The sequence below is a fragment of the Micromonospora sp. WMMC415 genome, from assembly GCF_009707425.1.
Lineage (GTDB): Bacteria > Actinomycetota > Actinomycetes > Mycobacteriales > Micromonosporaceae > Micromonospora.
The window spans coordinates 2,584,692-2,599,276 of record NZ_CP046104.1 but is presented as its reverse complement, the minus strand read 5'-3'; the positions used below and the strand labels follow the sequence as shown (position 1 = coordinate 2,599,276).

At 73.4% G+C, this 14,585-nt stretch carries 17 protein-coding genes; 7 read left to right on the top strand and 10 right to left on the bottom strand.

The window, feature by feature from the left end:
• Positions 1-185: 185 nt before the first annotated feature.
• The gene (locus GKC29_RS12605) at positions 186-392 is read left to right on the top strand and encodes a hypothetical protein (RefSeq protein WP_155331007.1); all 207 of its coding nucleotides are present in this window, start codon (positions 186-188) and stop codon (positions 390-392) included.
• Positions 393-744: 352 nt separating this feature from the next.
• On the opposite strand, the gene GKC29_RS12600 is transcribed toward GKC29_RS12605, so the two are convergent.
• Positions 745-1,170 carry a cytochrome c oxidase subunit 4 gene (locus GKC29_RS12600; RefSeq protein WP_155331006.1) on the bottom strand — a complete coding sequence of 142 codons (426 nt, stop codon included), beginning with the start codon at positions 1,168-1,170 and terminating at the stop codon, positions 745-747.
• Between the two features lie 10 nt (positions 1,171-1,180).
• Positions 1,181-2,152, bottom strand: coding sequence for a cytochrome c oxidase subunit II (gene coxB, locus GKC29_RS12595; RefSeq protein ID WP_155331005.1), 972 nt, complete (start codon positions 2,150-2,152; stop codon positions 1,181-1,183).
• A gap of 256 nt (positions 2,153-2,408) precedes the next feature.
• On the opposite strand from coxB, the gene GKC29_RS12590 reads away from it, so the two are divergent.
• On the top strand, positions 2,409-3,560 hold the full coding sequence (locus GKC29_RS12590; protein WP_155331004.1) for a cysteine desulfurase family protein: 1,152 nt from the start codon (positions 2,409-2,411) through the stop codon (positions 3,558-3,560).
• Entirely contained in the window at positions 3,557-3,790 is a 234-nt protein-coding gene (locus GKC29_RS12585) for a sulfurtransferase TusA family protein (RefSeq protein WP_155331003.1), read from the top strand. Before GKC29_RS12590 ends, GKC29_RS12585 begins: the two co-directional genes overlap by 4 nt.
• 82 nt (positions 3,791-3,872) lie before the next feature.
• Here the strand turns inward: GKC29_RS12585 and GKC29_RS12580 are convergent, their stop codons facing one another.
• The 3 genes from GKC29_RS12580 to GKC29_RS12570 all read right to left on the bottom strand — a co-directional run bounded on the left by GKC29_RS12580 (position 3,873) and on the right by GKC29_RS12570 (position 6,681).
• Positions 3,873-4,850, bottom strand: a complete 978-nt coding sequence (locus GKC29_RS12580; protein WP_155331002.1) for a carbohydrate kinase family protein — start codon at positions 4,848-4,850, stop codon at positions 3,873-3,875.
• A gap of 163 nt (positions 4,851-5,013) precedes the next feature.
• Positions 5,014-5,382 (bottom strand): iron-sulfur cluster insertion protein ErpA, encoded by a 369-nt coding sequence (gene erpA, locus GKC29_RS12575; RefSeq protein ID WP_155331001.1) that lies wholly within the window; start codon positions 5,380-5,382, stop codon positions 5,014-5,016.
• A 162-nt stretch (positions 5,383-5,544) separates the two neighbouring features.
• The gene (locus tag GKC29_RS12570; protein WP_155331000.1) at positions 5,545-6,681 is read right to left on the bottom strand and encodes a glycerate kinase; all 1,137 of its coding nucleotides are present in this window, start codon (positions 6,679-6,681) and stop codon (positions 5,545-5,547) included.
• Positions 6,682-6,749: 68 nt separating this feature from the next.
• Here GKC29_RS12570 and nadA point away from each other — a divergent pair, with 68 nt between their 5' ends.
• From nadA to GKC29_RS12555, 3 genes are all read left to right on the top strand, one after another.
• Positions 6,750-7,949, top strand: a complete 1,200-nt coding sequence (gene nadA / locus GKC29_RS12565; protein WP_155330999.1) for a quinolinate synthase NadA — start codon at positions 6,750-6,752, stop codon at positions 7,947-7,949.
• Positions 7,950-8,160: 211 nt separating this feature from the next.
• Positions 8,161-9,516: a UDP-N-acetylglucosamine 1-carboxyvinyltransferase gene (gene murA, locus GKC29_RS12560; RefSeq protein WP_155330998.1), complete on the top strand. Its 1,356-nt coding sequence runs from the start codon at positions 8,161-8,163 to the stop codon at positions 9,514-9,516.
• A 90-nt stretch (positions 9,517-9,606) separates the two neighbouring features.
• Positions 9,607-10,203, top strand: a complete 597-nt coding sequence (locus GKC29_RS12555) for a DUF3043 domain-containing protein (RefSeq protein WP_155330997.1) — start codon at positions 9,607-9,609, stop codon at positions 10,201-10,203.
• A 92-nt stretch (positions 10,204-10,295) separates the two neighbouring features.
• Here GKC29_RS12555 and GKC29_RS12550 read toward each other — a convergent pair whose 3' ends face one another.
• Positions 10,296-10,604: an AzlD domain-containing protein gene (locus GKC29_RS12550; protein WP_155330996.1), complete on the bottom strand. Its 309-nt coding sequence runs from the start codon at positions 10,602-10,604 to the stop codon at positions 10,296-10,298.
• A complete protein-coding gene (locus tag GKC29_RS12545; RefSeq protein WP_155330995.1) occupies positions 10,598-11,404 on the bottom strand; it encodes an AzlC family ABC transporter permease in 807 nt (268 codons plus the stop codon). Before GKC29_RS12545 ends, GKC29_RS12550 begins: the two co-directional genes overlap by 7 nt.
• 67 nt (positions 11,405-11,471) lie before the next feature.
• On the opposite strand from GKC29_RS12545, the gene GKC29_RS12540 reads away from it, so the two are divergent.
• Complete coding sequence (locus GKC29_RS12540) at positions 11,472-12,032, top strand: helix-turn-helix domain-containing protein (RefSeq protein ID WP_155330994.1); 561 nt, start codon at positions 11,472-11,474, stop codon at positions 12,030-12,032.
• Here the strand turns inward: GKC29_RS12540 and GKC29_RS12535 are convergent.
• The 3 genes from GKC29_RS12535 to GKC29_RS12525 are packed head-to-tail and all read right to left on the bottom strand — an operon-like array spanning position 11,978 to position 14,482.
• Positions 11,978-12,991, bottom strand: coding sequence for an ATP-binding cassette domain-containing protein (locus GKC29_RS12535; protein WP_155330993.1), 1,014 nt, complete (start codon positions 12,989-12,991; stop codon positions 11,978-11,980). The genes GKC29_RS12540 and GKC29_RS12535 overlap by 55 nt on opposite strands.
• Positions 12,988-13,809, bottom strand: a complete 822-nt coding sequence (locus GKC29_RS12530; protein ID WP_155330992.1) for an ABC transporter permease — start codon at positions 13,807-13,809, stop codon at positions 12,988-12,990. The genes GKC29_RS12535 and GKC29_RS12530 overlap by 4 nt, the downstream gene beginning before the upstream one ends.
• A complete protein-coding gene (locus tag GKC29_RS12525) occupies positions 13,802-14,482 on the bottom strand; it encodes an ABC-2 family transporter protein (RefSeq protein WP_230689014.1) in 681 nt (226 codons plus the stop codon). The genes GKC29_RS12530 and GKC29_RS12525 overlap by 8 nt, the downstream gene beginning before the upstream one ends.
• Between the last annotated feature and the right edge of the window lie 103 nt (positions 14,483-14,585).

The following is a 14,585-nucleotide window of genomic DNA, read 5'->3' as shown; positions in this document are numbered from 1 at the left end:
CCCGCTCCATGCCGCCGACATCGCGCCTTTCCGCCGGCCAGGACCCCGCGATGGCGGCGGCATCGAGTCGGTCATGAGCCCGGGTGGGTGGCGCACGGAGGAATGTCGGGGGTGCGTGGAAAACTACAGGCGAGTAGTTCTCCGCCCGTCGCCCGTCGACGGAGCCGCAGCGAGAGGAGCCGCCCGTGTCGACCCGCGAGATGCAGTGCGACGCGTGTGAGGGCGTGCAGCCGTTCGAGGTCCCGCCCTGCGTCGACGGTCACGGCAGCGACTGTCCCGAGCTGATCTGCACCGGCTGCGGGGCGGCCGTGCTCATCGCCACGTTCGCCTTCCCCGCGCCCCGCCTGGCGACCCGCCGACGGCAGCCCGGCGTCCACCGCCGCGCCGCCTGACCCGCGCAAGCCGACGCCGCCCCGCCGCCCCGCCGCCCACCACCTCCCCCGCCCGCCACAGACGCAGGCCGCCCACGGCTCGCGACGGCGCCACCGGCGACAGTCCTCGGCCGGTTGGTGCCCCTGGAGGCGTCGAGTTCTTCCGCGATCTGCTTGAGGCGCGACGCACAGAGCACGGGGCACAGCGACAGGCCGGGCACCCCGGCGGGTGCGGGACCGGCGCGGCGCCGCACACGAACGATTCGATCGACCCACCTCACGCCGGTGCAGGGACGGCGTGGCGCGAGCCGCATGCGCGAAGGCCCGCTTCCCTCCGGGGAAGCGGGCCTTCGCGTGCGTTACGGGTGGCGGCTCAGTGCTCGGCGGTGCGCCGGGTGCCGCTGTAGTACTCGAAGAGCAGGCCGCAGGCGGCGAAGACGACCGCCACCAGACCGACGCCCAGCAGCCAGAACTGCCAGAACACCAGGCCCAGACCGGCGATCGACGCGGACAGCGCCAGGCCGAACGGCCAGTAGCTGCCCGGGCTGAAGAAGCCGACCTCGCCCGCGCCCTCGGCGATCTCCGCGTCCGGCCGGTCCTCCGGACGCAGGTCGATCCGGCGGGACACGAACCAGAAGAAGCCACCGCACATCGCGCAGAGCAGGAAGCTCAGCAGCAGGCCGACGGTGCCGACCCACTCGACCCGACCGGCGTCCGCGGCGGTCCAGCCGCCGTAGAGGAACGTGGCGAAGAGCAGGAACCCGGCGATGACCAGGAAGATCTTCCACTCGGTCTTCATGCCTGCCCCCTCAGTTGCCCGCGCCGGCGGACGCGTTGTCCGGGTTGAAGTTCGCCTGCGTACGCCGGGTCTCGAACGGCCGGGTGGTCTCCGCGTACGGCTTCTCGCCGATGGCGGTCAGCGCCTCCTGCGTCGACCGGCCAGCCTGCTTGGCGGCGAGGAACTGGTCGTACTGCTCCGGGGAGACGACGCGCAGCTCGAAGTTCATGAAGGCGTGGTAGCTGCCGCACAGCTCGGCGCAGCGGCCCACGTACGCGCCCTCCTCCTCGAACTTGGAGACCTCGAAGACGTTGCGGATCTCGCCCGGGAAGACGTCCCGCTTGAACAGCATCTCCGGCACCCAGAAGGAGTGGATGACGTCGCGGCTGGTCTCCTCGAAGCGGATGGACCGGTCGGTCGGCAGCACGAGGATCGGGATGACCTCACTGGTGCCGAGGACCGAGGCCACGGTGTTGGCCTCCGGGCCCTGCCCGTCGCGGTAGTTGAACTGCCAGTTCCACTTGAAGGCGACGACCTCGACGGTGACGTCCGGGTTCGCCGTCGTCCGCACCACGTTCGTCTGGACGATCGCCGTGTAGTAGAAGAGCACGGAGACGATCAGGATCGGCGCGATGGTGTAGAGGAACTCCATCGGCATGTTGTAGCGGGTCTGCGCCGGCAGCTCGTTGCCCCGCTTCCGGTAGCGCACCACGCACCAGAAGATGAGGCCCCACACGAACACGCCGACCGCGAGCGCCGCGATGCACGACGCGATCCACAGGTCGTACATCCGGTGCGCCTCGGGCGTGATGCCGCCCTGCGGCCAGCCGAAGCCGTCGAACGCGGCGCCGACGTCGCAGCCCGTGAGCAGGACCAGCAGCGCCGCTCCGCCGAGACCGAGCCCGGCGAGCCGACCGGCACCCCGCGCCCGGCGCCCACCGGCTCCCGGGGAAGCGCTGCGTCGTACGGCCGACGGCCGTACCTCCGAACTCCTTGCGACCACCTGGTCCTGCCTCCCTAGCGCGCCGCGGTGTGTGTCTTGTCTGCCGGTCTCCGCCGGGCGGAGCGACAGCACCGGCGGCAAAGGCGTCACCGACGGTCGCAGATTACTCGACCATGACGGGCTGGACCGTGTTGGGGTCGCTCTCCGCCCCCAATCGGGGAGATCACGGGCCGGACGGCGCGATAGCGTGAGCTTCCGTGAGCGCGAGGAGTGAGCCGGGGTCGCGAGCCCCGCAGTCGGGAACGTGGGTGGCGCCGTGAGCGCTTCCCCGGTCTACCTGGACGCGGCGACCGCCGCGCCGCTGCACCCGGTGGCCCGGCAGGCACTGCTGGCCGCGCTCGACGACGGCTGGGCCGACCCGGGACGCCTGTACACGCAGGCCCGTCGGGCCCGCCAGCTCCTCGACGCCGCCCGTGAGGCGACCGCGGCCACGCTCGGTGTCCGACCCGACGAGTTGTCCTTCACCCCCAGCGGCACGGCGGCCGCGCACTCCGCCGTGCTCGGCGGTCTCACCGGGCGGCGCCGGGTCGGCGCCACCCTGGTGCACTCCGCGATCGAGCACTCGGCGGTGCTGCACGCCGCCGAGAAGCACGTGGCCGGCGGCGGTACGGCGACACCCGTGCCGGTGGACCGGCTGGGCCGGGTGGACGTCGACGCCTGGTCGACGGCGGTCCGTGAGCCCGGCGTGGCGCTCGCCGCGCTGATCGCCGCCAGTCACGAGGTCGGCACGGTGCAGCCGGTCGGTGTGGCGGCCGACGCCTGCGCGGCGGCCGAGGTCCCGCTCTACGTCGACGCCGCCCAGGTGGTGGGCCGCGCTCCCGTTCCGGAGGGTTGGTCGGTGCTGACCGCGAGCGCCCACAAGTGGGGCGGGCCGCCCGGCGTCGGGGTGCTGGCCGTCCGCAAGGGCACCCGCTGGGAGTCGCCGTGGCCCGCCGACGAGCGCGAGTCGGGGCGTACGCCCGGGGTGTTGAACCTGCCGGCGGTCGTGGCGGCGGCGGCGAGCCTGCGCGCGGCGGCGGCCGACGCGGCGGCGGAGGCGGCCCGGCTCGCGCCCCTGGTGGACCGGATCCGGGCGCGGGTGGCGGCGGAGGTGCCGGACGTCGAGGTGGTGGGTGATCCGGATCACCGGCTCCCCCACCTGGTGACGTTCTCCTGCCTGTACGTCGACGGCGAGGCGTTGCTGCACGCGCTGGACCGGCGCGGCTTCGCCGTCTCCTCCGGCTCCTCCTGCACGTCGTCGACGTTGCGCCCGTCGCACGTGCTGGAGGCGATGGGTGTGCTGTCGCACGGCAACGTACGGGTCTCGCTGCACCGGGAGACCACCGAGGCAGACGTGGAGCGTTTCCTCGCCGAGCTGCCGGGGATCGTGGCGGGGCTGCGCGCCGAGGCGGGGGTGGTGGGGCTGTGACGCTGCCGGAGGAGGTGCTCGACTGCCGGGGGCAGCGCTGCCCGCTGCCGGTGATCGCCGTGGCCCGGCGCCTGCCCGACCTACCGGTCGGCACGGTGGTCCGGGTACTGGCGGACGACCCGGCGGCCGCGGTGGACATCCCGGCCTGGTGCCGCATGCGCGGCCAGGAGTTCGTGGGCCGGCTCGACGGCCCGGACGGCCCGGCGTACGACGTCCGCCGCCGCCACTGACCCGCCCCGCCTCCGGCCGGGCCGCCAGGATGGTCCAGCTAGCCCACCCCGGGCAGCCCGGCGCACGCGACGAGCGGGGGTGTCACGGCAGGAGGTGCGGCCGTACGTCCTCGGCGGCCTCGTCGCCGTACGACTCGGCGAGGCGCTTGACGAACAGGTCACGGCGGACCTGGTACTCCTGCGTGCCGACGGTCTCCAGCACCAGCGTGGCGAGCAGCGACCCGACCTGGGCGGCCCGCTCCAGCCCGAGGCCCCAGGAGAGCGCGGCGAAGAAGCCGGCCCGGAAGCCGTCGCCGACGCCGGTGGGGTCGACCGCGCGGATCTCCCGGGCGATCGGCACGTGGATCGGGTCGATGCCGCGGCCGGCGATCTCCACGCCGTGCTTGCCCAGCGTGGTGACCCGGACCTTCACCATGTCGAGCAGCTGTTCGTCGCTGAGGCCGGCCTTGCTCTGCAGCAGCGACTTCTCGTAGTCGTTGGTCATCAGGTAGTCCGCGCCGTCGATCAGCGCGACGACGTCCTCGCCGGGCATCCGGGCGAGCTGCTGGGAGGGGTCGGCCGCGAAGGCGTACCCCCGCTCCCGGCACTCGGCGGAGTGCCGCAGCATCGCCTCCGGGTCGTTGGCGCCGACCAGCACCAGGTCGAGGCCGTCGATGCGGCGGGCCACCGGCTCCAACTCGATGTTGCGCGCCTCGCTCATCGCACCCGCGTAGAAGGACGCGATCTGGCACATCTCGGTGTCGGTGGTGCAGACGAAGCGGGCGGTGTGGGCGACCTCGCTCACGTGCACCGAGTCGCAGTCGACGCCGTGCCGCTCCAGCCAGGAGCGGTAGTCGGCGAAGTCCGCGCCGACCGCGCCCACCAGCGCCGGGCGCAGGCCGAGCTGCCCCATGCCGAAGGCGATGTTGGCGGCCACCCCGCCGCGGCGCAGCACCAGGTCGTCCACCAGGAAGGAGAGCGACACCTTGTGCAGCTGGTCGGCGATGAACTGGTCGGCGAACCGGCCGGGGAAGCTCATCAGGTGGTCGGTCGCGATCGAGCCCGTCACGGCGATCTTCATGTCAACCCTCGGGGGTCGGGAGCAGGGCGCGGTCAGCCTACCGGTCCGGCCACCGGACGGAGACCGGTCGGTCGGACCGCGGCCACCTCCCGCACACCGTGCGGACACACGACGGCGGGGCCGTCCCCTCGTCGTCGAGGGACGGCCCCGCCGTCGGGAAGGCTCAGCTGAACGAGTCGCCGCAGGCGCAGGAGTTGCCCGCGTTCGGGTTGTCGATCGTGAAGCCCTGGGCGTCGATCCGGTCGGCGAAGTCGATCGTGGCGCCGGCCAGGTAGGGGGCGCTCATCCGGTCGACGACGACCTCGACGCCGTCGAAGCCGGTGACGACGTCGCCGTCGAGCGACCGCTCGTCGAAGAAGAGCTGGTACCGCAGGCCGGAGCAGCCGCCCGGCTGCACCGCGACGCGGAGCCGCAGGTCGTCACGGCCCTCCTGCTCGATCAGAGCCTTGACCTTCTGCGCCGCGACGTCGGTGAGGATGACGGTCGTGGGGGCCTTGGCCTCGGTCGACTCGGTCTGCGCTGGCGTGGTCACGTGGAATTCTCCCTGCACGCGTACGGTGTGGTCGTCCTGGCCAACGTCACCCGTCGGTCAGCGATTCCCACAGTGGTCCAATTTCCGATTGTAGGCCGCCGGGCGGGAGGTCACCCAGGTGACGCGGCCCGCATCGGCCGTCCGGTCCCGCGCAGCCCGCCGTCAGCGGCTCCACTGCCGGGCCAGCCGGGCGCCCAGTGCCCGCAGGCCCTCGGCCGGGCGGCCCATCGCCGCCTCGACCCCGCCGCGCTCCTCCCCGCCGAAGTGCTCCACCAGGCTGTACGCCTCGGTGACGCCGGCGGCGGCGGCCTCACGGCGGCCGGTGCTCACCCGTCCCGCCAGCACCACGCAGGGCACCCCCCGGTCCCGGGCGGCGCCGGCCACCCCGGCGACCACCTTGCCGCGCAGCGACTGGTGGTCGAACGACCCCTCGCCGGTGATCACCAGGTCGACGGTGTCGAGCGCGGTGTCCAGCCCGACCGCCCCGGTGACCAGGCCGATGCCGGACTCGCACCGGCCGCCGAGCGCCAGGACGGCCGCGCCCAGCCCGCCGGCCGCCCCGCCGCCGGGCAGGGCGCCCAGCCCGGCGGGGCAGCCCGGCAGGTCCCGCTCCAGGACGGCGGCGAAGCGCTCCAGCGCGGCGTCGAGCAGCAGCACGTCCGCTTTGTCGGCGCCCTTCTGCGGGCCGAAGACGTTGCTCGCGCCGTGCAGCCCCAGCAGCGGGTTGTCGACGTCCGTTGCGGCCACCAGGCGGGCGTCACGCAGCCGGGGTACGCCGTCCAGGGCCGCGACGGCGGCCAGCGCCGCTCCCCCGTACGGCAGGGCACGGCCGGCGTCGTCCAGCGGTGTCACGCCCAGCGCGGTGAGCATGCCGGCCCCGGCGTCGTTCGTGGCGGAGCCGCCGAGCCCGATCACCACCTGCCGGGCGCCGTGTTCGACGGCGGCGGCGACCAGCAGCCCCAGCCCGTACGAGGTGGTGGCCTTCGGGTCGCGCTCGGCCGGGGTGAGCAGGTGCAGGCCGCACGCCTGGGCGCTCTCCACGTAGGCGGTGCCGTCGGCGGTGACCAGGATCTCACCGGCCGCCGGCCGGCCGAGCGGGTCGACGGTCGGCACCGGCACCCGGCGGGCGTCCAGCGCGTCGGCGAGCACGTCCAGGAAGCCGGGGCCGCCGTCGGCGAGGGGCCGCACGAGCAGTTCGTCGCCGCCGGCCACCTCGTGCCAGCCGTCGGCGACGGCCGCGGCCACGTCCGGGGCCGACAGCGTGCCGGCGAACTTGTCGGGACAGAGCAGCACGCGCATGCCGAGCAGTGTGGCAGCCCACACCGGCGGAGCCGGCGGCGCGTCCGCGCTGTGGGACCATGGGGTACGTGACGTCGACCTGGGTAGAACCTTCCAACACGGCCACCGCACTGCTCCTGCTCGGTCGCGGCAGCGACCCCGCCACCGAGCGCGGCGTCGAGTGCCCGGGTGACCTGCCGGCGCCGAGCGACCCGGATCTGGTGGCCCGCGCGGCGGCGGCGAAGGCGAAGCTGGGCAGCAAGGTGTTCGTGCTGGGCCACCACTACCAGCGCGACGAGGTGATCCAGTTCGCCGACGTGACCGGTGACTCGTTCAAGCTGGCCCGGGAGGCCGCGGCGCGGCCGGAGGCGGAGTACATCGTCTTCTGCGGCGTGCACTTCATGGCCGAGAGCGCCGACATCCTCACCTCGGACGCGCAGAAGGTGGTCCTGCCCGATCTGGCGGCCGGCTGCTCGATGGCCGACATGGCGGTGCTGTCGCAGGTCGAGACCGCCTGGGACGTGCTGACCGACCTCGGCATCGCCGGGCACACCGTCCCGGTGACGTACATGAACTCCTCGGCGGACATCAAGGGCTTCGTCGGGCGCAACGGCGGCGTGGTCTGCACCTCGTCGAACGCGAAGCGCGCCCTGGAGTGGGCGTACCAGCAGGGTGAGAAGGTGCTCTTCCTGCCCGACCAGCACCTGGGCCGGAACACGGCGGTGCTGGAGATGGGCTTCTCGCTGGACGACTGCGTCCTGTACGACCCGCACAAGCCGAACGGCGGGCTCACCCCGGAGCAGCTGCGCGACGCGAAGATGATCCTGTGGCGGGGCCACTGCTCGGTGCACGGCCGGTTCACCCTCGACAGCGTCAACGACGTGCGGGAGCGGGTGCCGGGCGTGAACGTGCTGGTGCACCCGGAGTGCCGGCACGAGGTGGTCAACGCCGCCGACTTCGTCGGGTCGACCGAGTACATCATCAAGACGATCGAGGCCGCGCCGGCCGGTTCGGCGTGGGCGGTCGGCACCGAGCTGAACCTGGTCCGCCGGCTGGCGCTGGCCAACCCGGACAAGCAGATCATGTTCCTCGACAAGGCGGTCTGCTACTGCTCGACGATGAACCGCATCGACCTGCCGCACCTGGTGTGGGCGCTGGAGGAGCTGGTCGCCGGCCGGGTGGTCAACCAGATCACGGTGGACGCGGACACCGCGCACCACGCGCGGGTGGCGCTGGACCAGATGCTCGCGCTCCCCGGGGCCGACACCCCGCCGTCGAGCGCCAGCTGATCACTCTCGGTAGCGCCATTGGTACGGGATAGTGCCGGATCACCCATAAGTACCCGCGAGGGCGAAGTGACCGGGTCCATTCTCGTCACGGAGGGCTATGCTGCCGGGGCGACGACGCACGGGGTCCCCGGTTACGGCCAGCGCCGTTCCGGGTAGCTGGACATCCCGCCCCATCATCGACACGGCACCACCCGACGCGCTGGAGGTTGCGTTGACCGACGACGTCCTGGTCGTACACGGAGGCACTCCGCTGGAAGGGCGGATCCGCGTGCGCGGCGCGAAGAACCTGGTCTCGAAGGCGATGGTCGCCGCCCTGCTGGGCGACAGCCCGAGCCGGCTGTACGACGTGCCGAAGATCCGTGACGTCGAGGTCGTCCGCGGGCTGCTCGGCCTGCACGGGGTCAAGGTCAGCGACGGCAACGAGGACGGCGAGCTGGTCTTCGACCCCGCGAACGTGGAGAGCGCCAGCACCGACCAGATCAACGTGCACGCCGGCTCCAGCCGGATCCCGATCCTGTTCTGCGGGCCGCTGCTGCACCGCCTCGGGCACGCGTTCATCCCGGACCTGGGCGGCTGCCACATCGGTCCCCGCCCGATCGACTTCCACCTCCAGGCGCTGCGGGAGTTCGGGGCCACCGTCGACAAGCGGCCGGAGGGCCTGCACCTGTCGGCGCCGAACGGCCTGCACGGCACCAAGTTCGCCCTGCCGTACCCGAGCGTCGGCGCCACCGAGCAGGTGCTGCTCACCGCCGTGATGGCCGAGGGCGTGACCGAGCTGCGCAACGCGGCGGTCGAGCCGGAGATCATCGACCTGATCTGCGTCCTGCAGAAGATGGGCGCGATCATCAAGGTGCACACCGACCGGGTGATCGAGATCCAGGGCGTGCCGAAGCTGCACGGCTACACCCACCGGCCCATCCCGGACCGGATCGAGGCGGCGAGCTGGGCGGCGGCCGCCCTCGCGACCCGCGGGCACGTCGAGGTGCTCGGCGCGCAGCAGGCCGACATGATGACCTTCCTCAACATCTTCCGCTCGGTCGGCGGCGAGTACGAGGTGACCGACGCCCGGCCGCCGAAGCTGGGCGACCCGGGCCAGGAGGGCGGCATCCGGTTCTGGCACCCCGGTGGCGAGCTGAAGTCGGTGGCGCTGGAGACCGACGTGCACCCCGGCTTCATGACCGACTGGCAGCAGCCGCTCGTCGTGGCGCTGACCCAGGCGCGGGGCCTGTCGATCGTCCACGAGACGGTCTACGAGCAGCGGCTCGGCTACACCGAGGCGCTCAACTCGATGGGCGCCAACATCCAGGTCTACCGGGACTGCCTCGGCGGCACGCCGTGCCGCTTCGGCCGGCGCAACTTCAAGCACTCGGCGGTCATCGCCGGGCCGAGCAAGCTGCACGCCGCCGACCTGGTCATCCCGGACCTGCGGGCCGGCTTCAGCCACCTGATCGCCGCGCTCGCCGCCGAGGGCACCTCCCGGGTGTACGGCGTCGACCTGATCAACCGCGGCTACGAGGACTTCGAGGCGAAGCTCGCCGACCTCGGCGCGCACGTCGAGCGGCCGTGACGGTCGACCGGCCGTAACCTCGGCCACTGCCGTTCGCGCCCGGTGCACCGCGATGTGCACCGGGCGCCGGCGTTTGGCTACCCTTGCCGCGTGTCGCTGTTTCGCCGCAAGTCCGCCAACCTCGTCGAGGAGGCCACCACCTCGGTGACCCCCGAGGAGGAGACCACCTCCGCCCGTCCCCGCGGCTACACCCCCGCCAAGGGACGCGAGACGCCGAAGCGTCCGGCGGCCGGCCGCCGTCCGGCCACGGCGGCGAAGCCGCTGACCAAGGAGGAGCAGCGGGAGCGGCGGCGCCAGTTGCGCGCCGACGCGGCGGCGGAGTTCCGGCGCGAGGGCGGCCCCCGCGACCGCGGGCCGGAGCGGCTGCTCGCCCGCAACGTGGTCGACTCCCGGCGTACGGTGGGCACCTGGTTCTTCGGCGGCGCGCTGATCGTGCTGATCGGCTCGAACCAGGCGATGCCCCCGGTGGTCCAGCTGGTCTCCAACATCCTCTGGGGCGCGCTGGCGTTCGGTGTGATCGTCGACTCGATCCTGATCTCGCGAAAGATCAGGAAGCTGGTCCGCGAGCGCTTCCCGAACACCGGGCAGCGGATGGGGTCGCTCTACCTCTACGCGATCATGCGGTCGATCACGTTCCGCCGGATGCGGGCCCCCGAGCCGCGCGTCAACATCGGCGACCCGATCTGACCAGCGGCGGTCGGAAACTCGGCCGCTGAGACGGTCCGGCCCCTTCCCGCGCTGCGGGAAGGGGCCGTCGTCGTTCCGGGGCGGGTGGCGGATCACTCCACGCCGAGCAGCCGCAGCAGCGCGGTGGTACCGGCCGCCCCGAGCACCACCAGCACGAACGGCGCCCGACGCCAGGCCAGCAACACGCCCACCAGCACGCCCGCCGGGCGGGCCCAACCGGCGAACCGGCCGGCCTCGGTGAGCGCGGCGGTGGCCGCCAGGGCGGCCAGCAGGGCCGCCGCGCCGATCGGCAGCACCTGCCGGGACCACTCCGGCAGGTCGAGCCGGTCGCGCAGCAGCACGCCGGCCACCCGGAACCCGTACGTCCCGGCGGCCAGCGCCAGGATCACCGCCATCAGCACGACCGCTCCCCCTCCCACCGGGCCGGCACGCCGGCCGCCGTTCCGACCGCTTCTCCGACGCCGCCGTCCTGCCCGGCCGGCTGTGCGGTGTGGGCGGCCGGTGGTGGCGCGGCCTGACCGGTCGAGGCGGCGCGCCGGGCGCTCCGGACGGCGAGGATCGCCGGACCGGCCAGCGCCAGCAGCACGGGCAACCCGGCCGGCAGCAGCGGGGTGGCGAGCACCGCGAGCACGGCACCGACCAGCGCCGCCCGCCGGGTGTCCCGGTCCCGCAGCGTCGGCAGCAGGAGGGCGATCAGGCCGGCCGGGAACGCCGCGTCCAGGCCGAGCGCGGCGGGATCGCCGGCCACCCCGCCGGCCAGCACGCCCAGCACGGTGCCGACGTTCCAGGCGAGGAAGAGCAGGACGCCGGCCAGCCAGAAGGCCCGCCGCCGGTCGGCACCGGGCGGACGGGCCAGCGCGAAGGCGGTGGCCTCGTCGGTCATCAGGTGGCTGCCCAGCAGCCGGCGCCAGAGCGACCGCCCCACACTGTCGGCGAGGGTCAGCCCGAACGGCAGGTGCCGGGCGTTGAGCAGGAGCCCGGCGAGGACGGCGGCGGGCGGGCTGCCGGCGGCCACCAGCCCGACGGCCATGAACTGCGCGCCGCCGGCGTACACCAGCACGGACATGGCGACGGTCGCCCAGGCGGGCAGGCCCGCGGCCACCGCGACCGCCCCGAAGGACGCGCCCACCGCGACCATCGCCGCCCCGATCGCGGCGACGTCGCGGAGGACCGGGTCGGGTGTTCGCTGTACCGTACGCATGGTTCAAAATGATGAACTCGACTCTTGGTGGTCGTCAAATCGAACAAACAGACCGATGGAGCGAACAATGTCCGCCGAGCCGGCTCCCCCGCTCGCCACCATCGCCGCCGCGCTGCGCCGCGAGCGCGAGCGGGTCAACATCTCGCTCACCGAGCTGGCCCGCCGGGCCGGCATCGCCAAGTCGACGCTGTCGCAGTTGGAGTCGGGGGTGGGCAACCCGAGCGTCGAGACGCTCTGGGCACTCGGAGTGGCCCTGAATGTGCCGTTCAGCCGGCTGGTCGAGCCGCCGAGCGCCGCGGTCCGGGTCGTCCGCGCCGGCGAGGGTCCCCGGATCCGCTCCGAGCACGCGGAGTTCACCGCGACGCTGCTCAGCTCCGGGTCCGCGCACGTCCGTCGGGACGTCTACCTCATGGAGCTGGAACCGGGGACCGTCCGCACCGCCGAGGCGCACACGGCCCGGAGCACCGAGCACATCGTGGTGGGCGCCGGGCGGCTCCGCGTCGGGCCGGAGCAGGAGCCGGTCGAGCTGGGGCCCGGTGACTACGCCACGTTCCCCGGCGACGTGCCACACCGCTACGAGGCACTGGCCCCCGGCACCTTCGCGGTGCTGGTGATGGAACACCCCTGATCCTCCCGCCGGTACAGGCGGGCGACCACGTCCTCGATGTCGGACTCGACGATCGAGACGTCCCGCAACGCGCCCAGGCTGGCGAGGGCGGCCACCACCTCGGCAACCCCCGCCGACTCCAGCGCGTACACCAGGCGGTGCCCGTCGGCCTCGACCCGCTCCAGCGGGGCGCCCGGCAACGCCGGTGGCCGGGCCGGCGCGGTGTCCAGGTCGGCGACGAGCAGCCGCCGGGAGCCGTACCGCCGGTGCAGCTCGGCGATCGAGCCGTCGTGCACCACCCGCCCGTGGTCGACCACGACGAGCCGCGCGCAGAGCCGCTCGATGTCGGCCAGGTCGTGGGTGGTCAGCACCAGCGTGGTGTCGCCCGCCCGGCCCAGCTCGGCGAGGAACCCCCGGACCGCCTGCCGGCTCACCACGTCGAGGCCGATGGTCGGCTCGTCGAGGAAGAGCACCTCCGGCCCGTGCAGCAGCGCGGCGGTCAGCTCGCCGCGCATCCGCTGGCCCAGCGAGAGCTGCCGAACCGGGACGTCCAGGAACGAATCCAGGTCGAGCAGGCTGCGGCAGCGCCGCAGCCGGGCCGCGTGCGCGTCGGCGGGCACCCGGTACACGTGCCGGAGCAGCGCGAACGAGTCCCGCAGCGGCAGGTCCCACCACAGCTGCGAGCGCTGCCCGAACACGACCCCGATCCGCAGGGCGAGCCGGGTGCGCTCGGCGACCGGACGCAGGCCGCACACCCGGACCTCCCCGGCGGACGGCATCAGCACACCGGTGAGCATCTTCAGCGTCGTCGACTTGCCGGCGCCGTTCGGCCCGAGGTAGCCGAGCAGCTCGCCCCGGGCGACCCGCAGGTCGATGCCGTCGACGGCGGCCACCCGCCGCTTCTCCCGGCGCAGCCGGCCCGCCCGGACCCGCACCGTGAAGTCCTTGCGCAGCCCTTCGGCCACGATCACGTCGGTCATGATCCCGTACTCCGGTAGTGCCGGACACCCGTACGCCAGGCCGCCGCGGCCAGGGCCGCCGCGACCAGCGCGACGGCCGGCGCGGCCCAGCCCACCGCGGCCGGCAGGCCCAGCGGGTCGGCCCGGCCCAGCAGCGCCAGCGCCGGGTGGTAGCTCACGAAGGCGAAACCCAGGCCGTACGCGAACAGCGCCCGGAACCAGCCACCGTAGACGGTGACCGGGTACGCGGTGAAGTCCCGCCCGCCGTACGTGACCGCGTTGGCCAGCTCACCGGAGTCGACCCACCAGAACGAGACGGTCGCGGTCGCGACGAACACCGAGCCGAAGAACACCACCCCGGCGAGCGGGGCGACGACGACCAGGGCGACTCGGGCCGGCGTCCACTCGATGCCGGCCGAGCCGAGCGCGACGACGAGGACCGCGAGGCCGAACACCGCCCGCGACACCTTGCGCAGCGGCAGGTCCATCAGCAGGAGCTGCGGCAGGGTGCCGAGCGGGCGGACCAGCACCGCGTCGAAGAGCCCGGTCCGCACGTACCGGGGCAGCCGCTCGATGTTGCCGACCAGCAGGTCGGCGGTGGCGAACGCGGCGGTGGCGAGCCCGACGATCACCATCGTCTCGCGGAGGGTGAAGCCACCCAGCTCCCGCGTCACCCCGAAGATCACCAGTACGGTGAGCACGTCGAAGACGGTGGAGCCGACGTTGCCGAGCACGTCCACGACGAACGACGTCCGGTACGCGGTCTGCGAGCGGGCCTGCGCGCCGAGCAGGGCCCGGTACGCCGCGAGCCTGCCTCCCGCGCCGGTCCGCTCAGCCACCGTGCACCACCAGGTGCTGTTCGGCGCGCCGCTGCACCCAGCGGCAGGCGGCCAGGATCACCACCGTCCAGGCGGCCTGTAAGCCGACCAGGGCGACCTGCACGCCGGTCGGGTCCCGCTCGACCAGCACGTCGAGCGGAGTCTGCAACAGACTCGGGAACGGCGTGCCCAGCCAGAGCGCGACCTGGAGCCACTCGGGCAGGAAGCGCAGCGGGAAGTAGAGCCCGGCGAGCACCCCGGAGCAGACCGTCCAGAGGATCATCGCGCCCCGGACGTCGTGCAGCCAGTACGCGGACGCGTTGACGAGGAACCGGCAGCCGAAGCAGAGCACGACGGCGGCGAGCACGGACACCGCGAACAACGGTCCGGTGGCCCACCGCGACGGCACGTGCACCTCGAAGAAGAGCGGCCCGACCAGCACCGGCGGCACCATCCGGACCAGCACGGCGTGCCCGGCCCGCCCGAGGTCGGCGGCCAGGTACGCGGTGACCGGGTGCACCGGCCGGAGCAGGTCGGCGGCGATCTCGCCGGAACGGATCCGGTCGGCCAGCTCCGTCCAACCCCACAGCAGGACGACGGCGAGCAGGCCCTGGCTCACCCAGACGAACGTGGCCAGCTGACCCCGGTCGTACCCGGCGACGGTGCCCGCCGCCCCGGCCGCCGCGAGCAGCACGTAGCAGCGCAGGAACCCGAAGACGACGTTGGTGACCAGCCCGGCGACGGAGGCTTGGCGGTAGGTGGCGTAACGTCGGAAGCCCGAACCGGTTATAGCCTTA